Below are 17,639 nucleotides of genomic sequence, written 5' to 3'. Positions count from 1 at the left end.
GCGTGGGGTCCCACGAATGTGACAGTCGCGATTCACTGCTGGATCGTGGCGCGAATTACCCGACACGCCTTGATCTGCGAAAAGCCCATCGGCAGGGGAGGCGTACGCTCATGGCTAAATTAGTCGGTGTGGTCAGCAAAGTCGTTGGCCAGGTATTCGCGGTTGGTGATGACGGTCATCGCCGCCTGCTGGTGGAGGGCGACCGGTTGTTTGCCGGCGAGCAACTGCAGACCAGCAGTGCTGGCGCGGTGGCGGTGCGGCTGCACAACGGCGCCGAATTGACCCTCGGGCGTGACAGCAGCCTGGAAATGACCCCGGAACTGTTGGCCAACCGTGCGCCCCATGTGCAGACCCCGGACCTGGTGCCCAACGACGGCCAGCTCAGCGATGTCGAGCGCATCCAGCAAGCGATCGCCGCGGGTGCCGACCCCACCCAAGAAGCCGAAGCGACCGCCGCCGGTGGCAATCCGGCGGGCGTGGCGGGGGCGCTGGGCGGCGGCCACAGCTTTGTGATCCTCTCCGAAGTGGCCGGGCGAGTGGACCCGACCATTGGTTTCCCTACCGCCGGCTTCAATGGCATCCCCGAGCTTGCCAACCGCTACCTGGGCGCGCTCGACCTGAACAATGACAATGGCCTGCCGCCAGGGGCGGACAATCCGGTCAGCCTCGATGGCCTGGCGGTCAGCCCTGGCGAACTGACCCTGGACGAGGCCAACCTGCCCCAGGGCTCGGCCAGCAACCCAGCGGCGTTGACCCAGGCCGGCAGCTTTACCGTGGTCGCCGCCGACGGTGTATTCAACCTGAGTGTAGGTGGCATCAATGTGGTCACGGCGGGGGTGGTGACCGGTGTCGGCCAGTCGATCGTCACCGGGCTCGGCAACATCCTGACCATCACCGGCTACAACCCGACTACCGGTGTGGTCAGCTACAGCTACACCCTGACCGGCGCCGAGCAGCACCCCGACGGTGCTGGCAACAATACCTTGGGCGAGCACTTCCCGGTGCTGGTCAGCGACAGCGATGGTGACGTGGCCAGCGGCTCGCTGGACGTGATCATCCGCGACGATGTGCCCAGGGCAGTGAATGACGGCAATGCTGTGACGGCCACCGAGCAGCATCTTGAACTCACGGGCAATGTGCTGACCAACGACGTGCAAGGTGCCGACCGCATTGCCAGTGGCCCAGTGGTGGCGGGGACCTTCGTCGGCACCTACGGCACCCTGGTGCTGGCCGCGGACGGCTCCTACACCTACACCCTCAACCCCGACGATACGGACTTCAAGAACCTGCACGGTGGCGGCAATGGGGTGGAGACCTTCACCTACACCTTGAAGGATTCCGACGGCGACACCAGCACGGCGACCTTGACCCTCAACGTCAGCAACCTCAATGACCCGGTCACCCTGGGTGGCCTGGGTGTGAACGGCGGCGGGCTGACCGTCTACGAGAAGAACCTGGCCGACGGCAGCGCGCCGAACCCAGGCGCGCTGACCCAGAGCGGCAGCTTCACGGTGACGGCGCCGGACGGCCTGCAAACCCTGAGCGTGGGCGGCATCACTGTAGTTAGCGGTGGTGTGGCGGCGGGTTTCCCACAATCGATCACCACGGCCTTGGGCAACACCCTGACCATCACCGGCTACAACCCCGCCACCGGTGTGGTCAGCTACAGCTACACCCTCACTGCGACCGAGACCCACGCCAGCGGCGATGGCGCCAATAGCCTCAGCGAACATTTCACCGTCACCGCGACGGACACCGACGGCAGCAGTGCCAGCAGTACGCTGGATGTGAACATCGTCGACGATGTGCCCAAGGCTGTGGATGACAGCAACGCCACTCCAGCCACCGAGCAACACCTCGAACTCACGGGCAACGTGCTGACCAACGACGTGCAAGGTGCCGACCGTGTGGCCAGCGGCCCAGTGGTGGCGGGGACCTTCGTCGGCACCTACGGCACCCTGGTGCTGGCCGCGGACGGCTCCTACACCTACACCCTCAACCCCAACGACACGGACTTCAAGAACCTGCACGGTGGCGGTAATGGGGTGGAGACCTTCACCTACACCCTGAAGGATGCCGACGGCGACACCAGCACGGCGACCTTGACCCTCAATGTCACCAACCTCAATGACCCGGTCACCCTGGGCGGCCTGGATGTGAACGGCGGTGAACTGACCGTCTACGAGAAGAACCTGGCCGACGGCAGCGCGCCGAACCCAGGCGCGCTGACCCAGAGTGGTAGCTTCACGGTGACGGCGCCGGACGGCCTACAAACCCTGAGCGTGGGCGGCATCAGCGTAGTTAGCGGTGGTGTGGCGGCGGGCTTCCCACAATCGATCACCACGGCCTTGGGCAACACCCTGACCATCACCGGCTACAACCCGGCCACCGGCGTGGTCAGCTACAGCTACACCCTTGCCACCACCGAAACCCACGCCAGCGGCGATGGCGCCAACAGCCTCAGCGAGCACTTCACCGTCACTGCGACGGACACCGACGGCAGCAGTGCCAGCAATACGCTGGATGTGAACATCGTCGACGATGTGCCCAAGGCCGTGGATGACAGCAACGCCACTCCAGCCACCGAGCAGCACCTCGAACTCACGGGCAACGTGCTGACCAATGACGTGCAAGGTGCCGACCGTGTGGCCAGCGGCCCGGTGGTGGCAGGGACCTTCGTCGGTACCTATGGCACCCTGGTGCTGGCTGCGGACGGCTCCTACACCTACACCCTCAACCCCAACGACACGGACTTCAAGAACCTGCACGGTGGCGGCAATGGGGTGGAGAACTTCACCTACACCTTGAAGGATGCCGATGGCGACACCAGCACGGCGACCCTGACCCTCAATGTCACCAACCTCAATGACCCGGTCACCCTGGGTGGCCTGGATGTGAACGGCGGCGAACTGACCGTCTACGAGAAGAACCTGGCCGACGGCAGCGCGCCGAACCCAGGCGCGCTGACCCAGAGCGGCAGTTTCACGGTGACAGCGCCGGACGGCCTGCAAACCCTGAGCGTGGGCGGCATCACTGTAGTCAGCGGTGGCGTGGCAGCGGGCTTCCCGCAGTCGATCACCACGGCCTTGGGCAACACCTTGACCATCACCGGCTACAACCCGACCACCGGCGTGGTCAGCTACAGCTACACCCTTGCCACCACCGAAACCCACGCCAGCGGCGATGGCGCCAACAGCCTCAGCGAGCACTTCACCGTCACTGCGACGGACACCGACGGCAGCAGTGCCAGCAATACGCTGGATGTGAACATCGTCGACGATGTGCCCAAGGCCGTGGATGACAGCAACGCCACTCCAGCCACCGAGCAGCACCTCGAACTCACGGGCAACGTGCTGACCAATGACGTGCAAGGTGCCGACCGTGTGGCCAGCGGCCCGGTGGTGGCAGGGACCTTCGTCGGTACCTATGGCACCCTGGTGCTGGCTGCGGACGGCTCCTACACCTACACCCTCAACCCCAACGACACGGACTTCAAGAACCTGCACGGTGGCGGCAATGGGGTGGAGAACTTCACCTACACCTTGAAGGATGCCGATGGCGACACCAGCACGGCGACCCTGACCCTCAATGTCACCAACCTCAATGACCCGGTCACCCTGGGTGGCCTGGATGTGAACGGCGGCGAACTGACCGTCTACGAGAAGAACCTGGCCGACGGCAGCGCGCCGAACCCAGGCGCGCTGACCCAGAGCGGCAGTTTCACGGTGACAGCGCCGGACGGCCTGCAAACCCTGAGCGTGGGCGGCATCACTGTAGTCAGCGGTGGCGTGGCAGCGGGCTTCCCGCAGTCGATCACCACGGCCTTGGGCAACACCTTGACCATCACCGGCTACAACCCGACCACCGGCGTGGTCAGCTACAGCTACACCCTTGCCACCACCGAAACCCACGCCAGCGGCGATGGCGCCAACAGCCTCAGCGAGCACTTCACCGTCACTGCGACGGACACCGACGGCAGCAGTGCCAGCAGTACGCTGGATGTGAACATCGTCGACGATGTGCCCAAGGCCGTGGATGACAGCAACGCCACTCCAGCCACCGAGCAACACCTCGAACTCACGGGCAACGTGCTGGGCAACGACGTACAGGGCGCCGACCGTGTGGCCAGCGGCCCGGTGGTGGCCGGCACCTTCGTCGGCACCTACGGCACCCTGGTGCTGGCTGCGGACGGCTCCTACACCTACACCCTCAACCCCAACGACACGGACTTCAAGAACCTGCACGGTGGCGGTAATGGGGTGGAGACCTTCACCTACACCTTGAAGGATGCCGACGGCGACACCAGCACGGCGACCTTGACCCTCAACGTCACCAACCTCAATGACCCGGTCACCCTGGGTGGCCTGGATGTGAACGGCGGTGAACTGACCGTCTACGAGAAGAACCTGGCCGACGGCAGCGCGCCGAACCCAGGCGCGCTGACCCAGAGCGGCAGTTTCACGGTGACGGCGCCAGACGGCCTGCAAACCCTGAGCGTGGGCGGCATCAGCGTAGTCAGCGGTGGTGTGGCAGTGGGCTTCCCACAATCAATCACCACGGCCTTGGGCAACACCCTGACCATCACCGGCTACAACCCGGCCACCGGCGTGGTCAGCTACAGCTACACCCTCACTACCACCGAAACCCATGCCAGCGGCGATGGCGCCAACAGCCTCAGCGAGCATTTCACCGTCACTGCGACAGACACCGACGGCAGCAGTGCCAGCAATACGCTGGATGTGAACATCATCGATGACCTGCCCAAGGCCGAAGCCGACGCGGCCAGTGTCGTCGAAGGCGGGACCGTCAGCGGCAACGTGCTCGACAACGATAGCTCAGGCGCCGATGTGCGTGCCGATGGCCAGTATGTGGTTGGCGTGCGCGCCGGGGCCGATACCTCGACGTCGGCGATCGGCCAGCTGGGCAGCAACGTGGTCGGCCAATATGGCTACCTGACCCTGGATGCCCAGGGCAACGCCACCTACCACGCCAACCCCAACGCCGTGGCACCACCCGGCGCCACGGATGTATTCGTCTACACCGTGCGCGATGCCGACGGCGACGAAAGCACGACCACCATCACCATCGATGTACGCGATTGTTCGTTGATTGCCGGGCCTGACAGCGAGGTCACCGTCTACGAGAAGGCCCTCGACCTGAACAAGGATGGCAACGACCTGGCGGGGGGCACCGTGGTCGGCAGCGAGCCGGGTTCGAGCGCCGAGACGGCCAGCGGCTCGTTGGCGGGCTCGGCCAGTGGCGGGGTCGGCGCGCTGACCTACAGCCTGGTCGGCAGCGCCACGGGCCAGTACGGCCAGATCCAGCTGAATGCCGACGGCACCTACACCTATACCCTGACGTCTCCGGCCAACTCGCCCAACCATGTCAATGACGGTCCGAATGTGCTGACCGAGACCTTCACCTACGAGGTCAAGGATTCGCTGGGCAACGCCACCACCAGTACCATCGTCATCAGCATCGTCGACGATGTGCCCAAGGCCCACAGCGACTTTGCCAATGTCTACGAAGGCGGCACGGTCAGCGGCAACGTGCTGGTCAACGACGTGGTCGGCGCCGATGTGCGGGCCGACGGGCAGTACGTGGTTGGCGTACGTGCCGGTACCGATACGTCCACCTCCGCCATCGGCCAGCTGGGCAGCCATGTCGTAGGGCAGTACGGCTACCTGACCCTGGATGCCCAGGGCAACGCCTCCTACCATGCCAACCCTGACAGTGTGGCACCGCCCGGCGCGACCGATGTGTTCGTCTATACCATCCGTGATGCCGACGGTGACGAAAGCACCACCACCATCACCATCGATGTCCACGATATTTCGCTGGTCGTCTGCCCGGACGATAGCGTCAAGGTCTTCGAGAAAGCCCTGGACCTGGTCAAGGATGGCAGCGACCTGGCGCCCGGCACGGTCACCGGCAGCGACCCGCACGCCACCAGCGAAACCACCAGCGGTTCGCTGGCCAGCTCGGTGAGTGGTGGTATCGGTGCCTTGACCTTCACCCTGGTCAGCAATGCGCTTGGCCAGTACGGCCAGATCCAGCTCAATGCCGACGGCTCCTACACCTACACCCTGACCTCGGCGCCGAACTCGCCGGTACATGCCAACGATGGCCCGAATGTGGTGACCGAGAGCTTCACCTACCAGGTGAAGGATTCGCTGGGCAACTCCACCACCAGCACCCTGGTCGTCAGCATTGTCGATGACATGCCCAAGGCCCACTGTGATGTGATTTCGGTCGCCGAAGGCAGCACAGTGAGCGGCAATGTACTGGACAACGACGTGATCGGCGCCGATGTGCGCAGCGATGGCCAGTATGTGGTTGGCGTGCGCGCCGGTAGCGATACCGCCACCTCGGCCAGCGGCCATGTGGGCGAGCAGATTGTCGGCCAGTACGGCTACCTGACCCTCGACAGCCAAGGCAATGCCATCTACCACGCCAATCCCGACAGCGTGGCGCCGGCGGGGGCTGCGGATGTGTTCGTCTACACCATTCGCGATGCCGACGGCGACGAGAGCACCACCACCCTGACCATCAATGTCCAGGACAGCAAGCTGGTGGCGGCTGTCGACAACGATGTCACTGTCTACGAGAAGGCCTTGGATCTGTTCAAGGATGGCAACGACCTGGCTGCGGGCACCGTCACCGGCAGTGAACCGGGCTCCAGCAGTGAGACCGCGTCCGGCAGCCTGGTCGGATCGGTCACCGGAGGTGTCGGCGCGCTGACCTACAGCCTGGTCGGCAATGCCGTGGGCCAGTACGGCCAGATCCAGCTCAATGCCGATGGCTCATACACCTATACCTTGACCTCGGCGCCGAAAACCCCGGGCGGTGCCGACGACGGTGCCAATACCGTCAACGAGTACTTTACCTACAAGGCCACCGACGCCCTGGGCAACAGTGTCACCAGCACCATTGCCATCAATATCGTCGACGATGTGCCCAATGTCGCCTCTGCGGTGCGCAGCATCACCCCGGGCCAGGTGGATTCCAACATCCTGCTGGTGATCGATGTGTCCGGCAGCATGGACTCCGCCTCGGGTGTGCCGGGCCTGACCCGCCTGGACCTGGCCAAGCAGGCGATCAACGCGCTGCTCGACAAGTATGACGAGATGGGCGACATCAAGGTCCAGGTGGTCACCTTCTCCACCGGCGCGACGGTGCAGACCCCGGTCTGGGTCACGATCAGCGAGGCCAAGAGCCTGATCGCCGGGCTCACGGCCAATGGCTCGACCTACTACGATTCGGCGGCGACCAAGGCCCAGGAAGCCTGGAGCACCTCCGGCAAGCTGGTAGGGGCGCAGAACATCAGCTACTTCTTCTCGGACGGCGAGCCGACTTCCGGCCATTCGATGACGGCGGTGCGCGAGACCGCCTGGGAAACCTTCCTCGACAACAATGGCATCAAGTCCTATGCCATCGGCATGGGTACCGGTGTCAATGCCGGCAACCTCAACCCCTTGGCCTACGACGGCAGCAGCCATACCGACACCAACTCGGTGGTGGTCACCGACCTCAACCAGCTCAATGCGGTGCTCACCGGCACCGTGCAGGGCGCGCCGATCACCGGCAGCCTGATGAGCGGTGGCGACTTTGGCGCCGACGGCGGTTTCATCAAGGCGCTGCTGGTCGATGGCACCACCTACACCTACGACCCGAAAGCCAATGGTGGGCAGGGTGGCTACACGGTCAGCGGTGGCGCGGACAAGGCCATGTTCGATACCGGCACCAACAGCTTGAACATCAAGACCAGCCTGGGCGGTACCTTGCTGGTGAACATGGACAACGGCGAGTTCACCTACACCCCGCCCAAGGACAACGGCAGCAGTCAGGTGGAGCACTTCACCTTCACCGCCAGCGATAACGACGGCGATACCCGCAGCGCCACCCTGACGGTGAACATCAATACCAACACCGCCCCAGTGGCCGGTGCCGATCACATCATCAGCAATATCAGCGGGGCCACGCTGACGGTGCCAGCCGAAGCCCTGCTGGCCAACGACAGCGATGCCGACCATGATCGCCTGAGCGCGGCACCGATCACCTTCAACACCAACTTCGCCGACAAGGGCGCAGGTTTCACCGCCGGCGCCCAGGCCCGCACCATCAGCTTCGACGGCACCCAGAATCGCAGCGAGAACCAGTTCCGCGACCTGGCGCGCAGCGAATTCACCAGCCTCAACGGCAGCATGACCGCAGCCTTGGTGGTGGCCGGCTACCTGGGTTCGATCAGTACCAGCAACGCCAACGACGAGGACACCCTGACCGTTACCCTGCGCAAGGGCGAGACCCTGACCCTCGATCACGACCGTCCGGCTGGCAACCTGATGATGGAGTGGAAGGACGCCAGCGGCAGCTACCAGACCATCGCCGACGGCGGCAGCTTCACCGCGAGCCATGACGGGGTGTACAGCATCCATGTGATCAACACCGAGAACGCCGCCGGCAACAGCAAGGCCGCCGAGAACTACAAGCTGAGCCTGGTGGTGGACTACAGCAATGCGACCAACGATCCCTACCATGGCAGCTACACCGTCAGTGACAACCACGGCGGCACGGCCACGGGCGCGGTGGACATCACCTACCAGGCCGGTAACACGCTGACCGGCACCAGTGGTGACGATGTGCTGGTGGCCGGCAACGGCGATACCACGCTCAATGGCGGCGCAGGCAACGATGTGCTGGTGGCGGGGGCGGGCAACAACAGCCTGCACGGTGGCGACGGCAACGACCTGCTGATCGGCGGGCCGGGCAACGACCTGCTCGATGGTGGCGCTGGCAACGACACCGCCAGCTACGCCCGGGCCACTGCCGGGGTGACCGTGGACCTGGGCCATGTCGGGCCACAGAACACCGTCGGCGCTGGGCAGGACACCCTGACGGGCATCGAGAACCTGATCGGTTCGGACTACAACGACACGTTGATCGGCAACGATGGCGACAACCTGCTCAATGGTGGGGCGGGCAACGATGTGCTCAGGGGCGGCGCGGGCAATGACATCCTGATTGGCGGGCGGGGCGACGACACTTTGACCGGGGGCAGTGGCAACGATGTGTTCGTCTGGCAGAAGGGCGATACCGGGCACGATACCGTGACCGATTTCACCCCAGGCAGCGACCGCCTCGACCTGTCGCAGCTGCTGCAAGGCGAGAATGCCACCAGCGCGTCACTGGACGACTACCTGCACTTCAAGGTCAGCGGCACGGGCGGCAACGTGGTGTCGACCATCGAGGTCAGCAGCGTCGCGGGGGCCGCGCCAACCCAGACCATCGACCTGGCCGGGGTCGACCTGGCCCAGCATTACGGGGTTGCGGCCGGTGCCGGCGGGGTGATCGCGGCGGGGCATGACACCGCGACCATCATCAACGGCATGCTCAATGACCATTCGTTGAAGGTGGATACGGTGTAAGCGGCTGTTACGCTTTTCCCTGTGGGAGCAACGGTCTTGCTCAACTGCTAAAGCTAGCGCGGCCGCTGTGGGAGCGGCTTCAGCCGCGAACACCGGCACAGCCGGTGCCAGGCACCGCGTTGCCTGCTTCGCGGGTAAACCCGCTCCCACAGGTGTGGTGCATGCCCTGAGGCCGGCGCGGTCCCTGTGGGAGCGGCTTCAGCCGCGAACACCGGCACAGCCGGTGCCAGGCACCGCGTTGCCTGCTTCGCGGGTAAACCCGCTCCCACAGGTGTGGTGCATGCCCTGAGGCCGGCGCGGTCGCTGTGGGAGCGGCTTCAGCCGCGAACACCAGCGTAGCCGGTGCCAGGTACCGCGTCGCCTGCTTCGCGGGCAAGCCTGCTCCCACAGGTGTGGTGCTGGGAGCGGCTTTAGCCATGAACACTGGGAGCGGCACCAGCGTAGCCGGTGCCAGGTACCGCGTCGCCTGCTTCGCGGGCAAGCCTGCTCCCACAGGTGTGGTGCATGCCCTGAGGCCGGCGCGATCCCTGTGGGAGCGGCTTCAGCCGCGAACACCAGCGTAGCCGGTGCCAGGTACCGCGTCGCCTGCTTCGCGGGCAAGCCTGCTCCCACAGGTGTGGTGCATGCCCTGAGGCCGGCGCGATCCCTGTGGGAGCGGCTTTAGCCGCGAACACCGGCGCAGCCGGTGCCAGGCACCGCGTCGCTTGCTTCGCGGGTAAACCCGCTCCCACAGGTGTGGGGCATGCCCTGAGGCCGGCGCGATCCCTGTGGGAGCGGCTTTAGCCGCGAACACCGGCGCAGCCGGTGCCAGGCACCGCGTCGCTTGCTTCGCGGGTAAACCCGCTCCCACAGGTGTGGGGCATGCCCTGAGGCCGGCGCGATCCCTGTGGGAGCGGCTTTAGCCGCGAACACCGGCGCAGCCGGTGCCAGGCACCGCGTCGCTTGCTTCGCGGGTAAACCCGCTCCCACAGGTGTGGGGCATGCCCCGAGGTCGGCGCGGTCCCTGTGGGAGCGGCTTTAGCCGCGAACACCGGCGCAGCCGGTGCCAGGCACCGCGTCGCTTGCTTCGCGGGTAAACCCGCTCCCACAGGTGTGGGGCATGCCCCGAGGTCGGCGCGGTCCCTGTGGGAGCGGCTTCAGCCGCGAACACCGGCGCAGCGGCCGGTGCCAGGCACCGCGTCGCTTGCTTCGCGGGTAAACCCGCTCCCACAGGTGTGGGGCATGCCCCGAGGTCGGCGCGGTCCCTGTGGGAGCGGCTTCAGCCGCGAACACCGGCACAGCCGGTGCCAGGCACCGCGTCGCTTGCTTCGCGGGCAGGCCCGCTCCCACAGGTGTGGTGCATGCCCTGAGGGTGGCGCGGTCGCTGTGGGAGCGGCTTCAGCTGCGAACACCAGCGTAGCCGGTGCCAGGCACCGCGTCGCTTGCTTCGCGGGCAAGCCCGCTCCCACAGGTGTGGGGCATGCCCCGAGGTCGGCGCGGTCCCTGTGGGAAGCCGCGAACACCGGCGCAGCCGGTGCCAGGCACCGCGTCGCTTGCTTCGCGGGTAAACCCGCTCCCACAGGTGTGGGGCATGCCCCGAGGTCGGCGCGGTCCCTGTGGGAGCGGCTTCAGCCGCGAACACCGGCACAGCCGGTGCCAGGCACCGCGTCGCTTGCTTCGCGGGCAGGCCCGCTCCCACAGGTGTGGTGCATGCCCTGAGGGTGGCGCGGTCGCTGTGGGAGCGGCTTCAGCTGCGAACACCAGCGTAGCCGGTGCCAGGTACCGCGTCGCCTGCTTCGCGGGCAAGCCCGCTCCCACAGGTGTGGTGCATGCCCTGAGGTCGGCGCGGTCGCTGTGGGAGCGGCTTCAGCCGCGAACACCGGCATAGCCGGTGCCAGGCACCGCGTTGCCTGCTTCGCGGGCAAGCCCGCTCCCACAGGATAAGTATTGTGCTCGCTACGGTCGCTGCAGGGTCTTCTGCTTGAGGATCCAGGCGCTGACCAGTACCGCGCTGCTCAGCATGAACACGCGTGCCCAGAACAACGGCACCAGGTAGCAGGACAGGCCGATGCTCGCCCACATCAGGCCAATGGCGTAGACCTTGCCTTTGAGCGGGATGCCCTCGCCGCTGAGATAGTCGCGGATCCACGGCCCGAGCTTCGGGTGGTTGACCAGCCAGGCATGAAAACGCGGCGAACTGCGGGCAAAGCAGGCCGCCGCGAGCAGCAGGAATGGGGTAGTGGGCAGTACCGGCAGGAAGATCCCCACGACCCCCAGCGCGACGCTGAGCCAGCCGACGGCCAGCAGCAGGTAGCGCACCACCGCTGATCAGTGGTGGCGCGGCTTGAGCAGGGCAGGCTTTTCTTCCGGCGCGTGCAGCAGCAGGAACAGCGCGCTCAACGCCTCGGGGATCTGCACGATCATGTCGTCCTGCAGGTTGGCGTTGCTGGCAATGTCGGCGAATTCCGGCTGTTCGTCGAACAGGCCCGAACCGACCATGATCGGCAGGAGCATTTCGCTGACTTCTTCCTCGGCGTTCTCGAACCAGGCCTCTTCACGCAGGAACACGCCCTCCATGAAGCCGATGCACCAGCCGCGCAGGTCGGAATCGTCCGGCTCGTCGGTCAGGTCCAGCTCACAGGGCAGGTCGAACTCCTCGTCGCTGGCCAGCTGACGGGCGATGTGGCCCTTGAGCGCAACCAGGGTGGCCTCGATCTCGGTGCGCTGGGCATCGCTGGCGTAGTGGGGTTCTTCGGCGAACAGGGCGTCGATCCATTCGCGTTCTGGTACTTCCTCCGAGCAGATCGACAGCGCGGTCAGGTAGCCGTGGGCGGCGACGTAGTCCAGCGCTTCTTCGTGCAGCTCATCGGCGTCGAGGAAGGCTTGCAGGCGGGTCAGTTGCTCGGCGAAGGACATTACAGGGCTACCTTGGGGAATAAACGATGCTGAATTCTAGCACCTTGCAGGCTTTCCAGGGCAAAGGGAACGTCTGTCACCGGGGCATGCCGGGGGGCGTGGCAGTCGGGTATACTCTGCGGTTTTTCGTGCCGGCTGGCGATTTTCGCGCCAGCCGGCAAAAACCGCTTACGCATTCGGTGTGTGCGCGGCGGATTTATCGTCCAGCCTGAGTCCAGGATGGTACGGCGATTTTGGAGTGGCAAATGCTCGAACAGGCTCAGCGCGTCCTCAAGGATGTCTTCGGTTACGACAGTTTCCGTGGGCGCCAGGCCGCGATCATCGAATGTGTGGCGGGCGGCGGCGATGCCCTGGTGCTGATGCCTACCGGCGGCGGCAAGTCGCTGTGCTTCCAGGTACCGGGGCTGCTGCGTCCGGGCCTGACGGTGGTGGTGTCGCCACTGATCGCGCTGATGGACGACCAGGTCGCCACTCTCGACGAGCTGGGCGTGGCCGCCGCCGCGCTGAACTCCACCTTGAGCGCCGAGCAGCAGCGCGACCTCGCCGGGCGCCTGCGCCGCGGCGAGGTGAAGATGCTCTATCTGGCCCCCGAGCGCCTGGTGCAGCCGCGCATGCTGGACTTCCTGCGCGGCCTGGACATCGCCCTGTTCGCCATCGACGAGGCCCACTGCGTGTCGCAATGGGGCCACGATTTCCGCCCCGAGTACCTGCAACTGGGCCAGTTGGCCGAGCTGTTCCCCCATGTGCCGCGTATCGCCCTGACCGCCACCGCCGACATGCGCACCCGCGAGGAGATCGTCCAGCGCCTGCACCTGCAGGGCGCCGAGCGTTTCCTGTCGAGCTTCGACCGGCCGAATATTTTCTACCGCATCGTGCCCAAGGAAGCGCCGCGCAAGCAGTTGATGGCCTTCCTCGGCGAGCGCCGCGGCAATGCCGGCATCGTCTACTGCCTGTCGCGCAAGAAAGTCGACGAGACCGCCGCCTTCCTCTGCGAGCAGGGCTTCCCGGCCCTGCCGTACCACGCCGGGTTGGCCGCCGAGACCCGCGCCGCCAACCAGCACCGCTTCCTCAACGAGGAAGGGCTGATCATGGTCGCCACCATCGCCTTCGGCATGGGCATCGACAAGCCCAACGTGCGCTTCGTCGCCCACCTCGACCTGCCCAAGTCGCTCGAGGCCTATTACCAGGAAACCGGCCGGGCCGGCCGTGACGGCCTGCCATCGGACGCCTGGATGGCCTACGGCCTGCAGGACATGGTGATGCTCAAGCAGATGCTGCAGAACTCCGAGGGCGACGAGCGGCACAAGCGCATCGAGCAACACAAGCTCGACGCCATGCTGGCGCTGTGCGAGGAAACCCGCTGCCGCCGCCAGTCGCTGCTGGCCTACTTCGACGAAGTGCTGGAGCAACCCTGCGGGCATTGCGACAACTGTGTCGACAATGTGCAGACCTGGGACGCCACCGAACCTGCCCGTCAGGCGCTGTCGGCGGTGTTCCGCACCGGCCAGCGCTATGGCGTCGGCCACCTGGTCGATGTGCTGCTGGGCAAGGACACCGAAAAAGTCCGTAATTTCGGCCACGAGAAACTCTCGGTGTTCGGCGTCGGCAAGGCCCTAGCCGAGGCCGAGTGGCGCTCGCTGTTCCGCCAGCTGGTGGCCCGCGGCCTGGTGGATATCGACCTGGAGGGCTATGGCGGCTTGCGCCTGTCCGACAGCTGCCGGCCACTGTTGCGCGGCGAGGTGAACCTGCAGTTGCGTCGCGATCTCAAGCCGCAGATCGCGGCCAAGGCCTCCGGCGGCAGTGGCGGCAGCCCGGCCAGCCAACTGGTGCGCGCCGAGGAGCGCGAACTGTGGGAGGCGTTGCGTACCTTGCGGCGCAAGTTGGCCGAGGAGCACAGCGTGCCGCCTTATGTCATCTTCCCCGACTCGACGTTGCTGGAGATGTTGCGCAGCATGCCCACCAGCCTCAGCGACATGGCCCAGGTCAGCGGTGTCGGCGCACGCAAGCTGGAGCGCTACGGCCAGGCCTTCCTCGAAGTGCTCAACGGCGCCGGCGGCACCGAAGAGGCGCCAAAGGTGGTGCTCGACCTGCGTCATGAACTGGTCAGCCTGGCCCGCGCCGGCATGACCCCGGCGCAGATCGCCGGCCAGCTCAACTGCACCGAGAAGAATGTCTACAGCCTGCTGGCCGAGGCCATCGGCCGCCAGGAGCTGAGCCTGGAGCAGGCCCTCGACCTGCCGGAGGACCTGATGATGGAAGTGCAGGACGCCTTCCTCGACGGCGAGGGTGAACTGCCCCCGGTATCGGTGGTGGCGCCATTGTTCGGCGCGCGGGTGCCCGAGGGGGTGCTGCATTGCGTGCGCGCGGCGCTGGCCGCGGAGTTCGAGCTCTGATCGCCGGCATTTGTGCCAATTGATGATCTTTGTCATGCCCTTACACGATTCTCAGCGATTTCCTCGGCACTGAGCCTTGCCGGATCGGCAAGGGCATGATTAGCTGACTAATAATTAGTTCTGTTTATTGAGTTGCTTATGCCCTTGACCGACAACCAACACCGCTTCGGCATGCAGCTGGCCCAGATGTCCCGGGGCTGGCGTGCCGAACTGGATCGCCGCCTGGCCGGGCTCAACCTTTCGCAGGCACGCTGGCTGGTGCTGTTGCACCTGGCGCGCTTTGACGAGGCGCCGACCCAGCGCGAGCTGGCGCAGAGCGTCGGGGTCGAGGGCCCAACCCTGGCCCGCCTGCTCGACAGCCTGGAAAGCCAGGGCCTGGTGCGGCGCCAGGCGGTGATGGAAGACCGCCGGGCCAAGAAGATCCTGCTGTGCCCACCGGCCAAGCCTTTGATCGAGCAGATCGAGACCATCGCCAATGCCTTGCGCCTCGAGCTGTTCACCGGCATAGACGAGGCTGACATGGAAGTGTGCATGCGCGTGCATGCGAAGATTCTCGATAATCTCGAGAAGTCCTGATAGCAGGCGCAAGCTGCAAGCTGCAAGCCGCAAGCTTCAAGCTTCAAGAAAAAGCGGATCTGTGTACCTACGCGATCCGCTTTTTCTTGCAGCTTGCAGCTTGCAGCTTGCAGCTTAGAAGGTATGCCCCAAGTTAAGGTACACCGCCTTTTCATGGGCATCGTTGGCCCCATAGCTCAGGTTCAGCGGCCCCAGCGGCGTTTCCAGCCCGAGGAAGATGCTCGCCGCGTTGATATAGCCACTGTCGAACTCGTTGTCGTTGTTCCACGCCCGCCCACGTTCCAGCGAGCCGCCCAGGTACAGCGGGAAGTCCAGCGGCAGGTAAGCCCGTGGCGTCAGCCGACGGTAATAGACCATGCGCAGCAGGCTCATGTTCTGCCCGGAAATCGAGTCCTGGCGGAAGCCCGACAGTTGCCGCGCGCCACCGAACACGAAGCTTGAAGTGACCACCTCGGCCTCATCCAGGGTGCGCCCGTAGCGCCCGCCCAGCACCAGGGTATTCGGCCCGCTGCTGATGGCCTTGTCCAGGTTGACCAGCCATTGCCGGTAGTCCTGGTCCGAATCCAGCGAGCGATCGTACTTGCGCACGGTCAGGCCGATGTCCTCGCCGCTGTGGGGGAAGTACACGTTGTCGAAGGTGTCGAACGAGTACTTGAGCTCGTAGAAGCCTTCGTTGAAGCTGACCTTGGGCAGGTCCTGGTCGCCGATGCGCACTTCGGCGTTGCCCCAGGCCTTGCCCACGCCCAGGCGTACCTCGCCGTAGGTGCCGATCTGCCGGCCGACATTGAGGCCGAAGCCATAGCGTTCGAGGCGGTACTCGGCCACCGGGTCGTTGTCGAGGGTTGCCTCGACATTCTGCGAACCGAGGGCCAGGTACGGCGCGATGAAATACCGCGAGCCGACATCCAGGGGTTGGTAGAACTCGCTGTACAGTTCCTGTTCGTCGCCGATCTGCGCCCGGGTCAGCCACTCGGCGCCTAGGCGGTTGATGCCATTGACCCGATAGCTGGCGCCGAGGTTGAAGGCGCTGTCGCCGCGCAGGTCGTCGGACAGGTTCAGCCCCAGGCGCAGGTAGTCGGTGCCGCCGCGGCGGCCACGGGCGTTGATCACCAGGGTGTTGTCCTCGCCCTTGTGCACCACCCGGTACTGCACCTGATCGAAGTAGTCGAGCCCGTACAGGGTGCCCATGTCGGTTTGCAACCGGCCGAGGTCCAGCGGTTCGCCGATGGGCTGGCGGATGTAGTAGCGAATCACATCGTCGCTGACCTTGGAGTCGTTCTCCACTTTGATCGCGGTGATCATTGGCGTGCGTTGGCGCGGCGAGCGGGCCACCGCCAGGTTGGCGTCGCCTTCGGGCTGGCGCAGCGCCAGCAGGCGCGGGTCGAGGTTGCGGGTGGCGCGGTAGCCGGCGTCGATCATGTCCTGGGCGCGGCCAAAGTCGGTGACGCCGAAGGCGGCCAGCGGCGGCTGGACCAGGATGTCCTCGCGGCGCAGGCTGGCCAGTTGCTCTTCGGAGTTACGCCGGGTCATCAGGGTGATCGACTGGTTGAGCACATCCACCACCGTGGCCAGTTGCTTGCGGTTGCGCAGCGGGGTGCCGATGTCGACGACGATGGCCAGGTCCACGCCCATCTCGCGTACCACGTCCAGCGGGATGTTATCGGTCATGCCGCCGTCCACCAGCAGGCGGCCGTCCAGTTCCACCGGGGCGAACACCGCTGGGATCGACATGCTGGCGCGGATTACCTGGGGCAGGTGGCCACGGCGAAACACCACTTTCTCGCCGCTGGTGATATCGGTGGCCACGGCGCGAAACGGGATCGGTAGTTTATCGAAGTCGCGGATGTCGGCAGTGTGGGCCAGCTTGCTTTCCAGCAGCAGAGCCAGGTTCTGGCCCTGGATCACCCCCAGCGGCAGCCCCAGGCTGCCGTCGTCGCGAAAGCTCAGCTTCTGCTTGACCAGGAAATCACGGTCGTCCTGCTTGCGCCGGAACGGTACATCCTTGCGTGGCGGGGCGTCGGACAGCGCCTGTTGCCAGTCGAGGGTGGTGGCCAGTTTCTCCAGCTCGGCGATGCTGTAGCCGGAGGCGTACAGCCCGCCGACCACCGCGCCCATGCTGGTGCCGGCGATGGCATCGATACGCACGCCTTGTTCCTCGAGGGCCTTGAGCACGCCGATATGCGCCAGGCCCCGGGCGGCGCCGCCGGACAGCACCAGGCCGATCTTCGGCCGGGCCGCTTCGGTAGCCTGCGCGATGAAAGAGGTGAGCAACAGGAAGCAGAACAGCAAGCGACGCATCGTGAGTCTCAAACCTGGGGTAAAGACCGCTAGTATAAGCGGCCCTTCCCAC

6 protein-coding genes are annotated in these 17,639 nt (G+C 65.4%); 3 read left to right on the top strand and 3 right to left on the bottom strand.

The features are described from left to right. Nucleotides 1–110 precede the first annotated feature (110 nt). The gene (locus HU772_RS17695) at nucleotides 111–9,425 is read left to right on the top strand and encodes a retention module-containing protein (protein WP_217858730.1); all 9,315 of its coding nucleotides are present in this window, start codon (nucleotides 111–113) and stop codon (nucleotides 9,423–9,425) included. Between the two features lie 1,935 nt (nucleotides 9,426–11,360). On the opposite strand, the gene HU772_RS17690 is transcribed toward HU772_RS17695, so the two are convergent. Further along, on the bottom strand, nucleotides 11,361–11,723 hold the full coding sequence (locus HU772_RS17690; RefSeq protein ID WP_186661808.1) for a YbaN family protein: 363 nt from the start codon (nucleotides 11,721–11,723) through the stop codon (nucleotides 11,361–11,363). Between the two features lie 9 nt (nucleotides 11,724–11,732). Continuing rightward, nucleotides 11,733–12,320 (bottom strand): YecA/YgfB family protein, encoded by a 588-nt coding sequence (locus tag HU772_RS17685; RefSeq protein WP_134690972.1) that lies wholly within the window; start codon nucleotides 12,318–12,320, stop codon nucleotides 11,733–11,735. 245 nt (nucleotides 12,321–12,565) lie between these two features. On the opposite strand from HU772_RS17685, the gene recQ reads away from it, so the two are divergent. After that, on the top strand, nucleotides 12,566–14,713 hold the full coding sequence (gene recQ, locus HU772_RS17680; protein ID WP_186661807.1) for a DNA helicase RecQ: 2,148 nt from the start codon (nucleotides 12,566–12,568) through the stop codon (nucleotides 14,711–14,713). Nucleotides 14,714–14,851: 138 nt separating this feature from the next. Next, nucleotides 14,852–15,289, top strand: coding sequence for a MarR family transcriptional regulator (locus HU772_RS17675; RefSeq protein WP_186661806.1), 438 nt, complete (start codon nucleotides 14,852–14,854; stop codon nucleotides 15,287–15,289). Between the two features lie 114 nt (nucleotides 15,290–15,403). On the opposite strand, the gene HU772_RS17670 is transcribed toward HU772_RS17675, so the two are convergent. Then, complete coding sequence (locus HU772_RS17670) at nucleotides 15,404–17,587, bottom strand: patatin-like phospholipase family protein (RefSeq protein WP_186661805.1); 2,184 nt, start codon at nucleotides 17,585–17,587, stop codon at nucleotides 15,404–15,406. Between the last annotated feature and the right edge of the window lie 52 nt (nucleotides 17,588–17,639).

This window comes from Pseudomonas xantholysinigenes (assembly GCF_014268885.2).
GTDB classification, from domain to species: domain Bacteria; phylum Pseudomonadota; class Gammaproteobacteria; order Pseudomonadales; family Pseudomonadaceae; genus Aquipseudomonas; species Aquipseudomonas xantholysinigenes.
The sequence above is the reverse complement of the archived record's forward strand: the minus strand, read 5'-3'. Positions and strand labels throughout refer to the sequence as shown.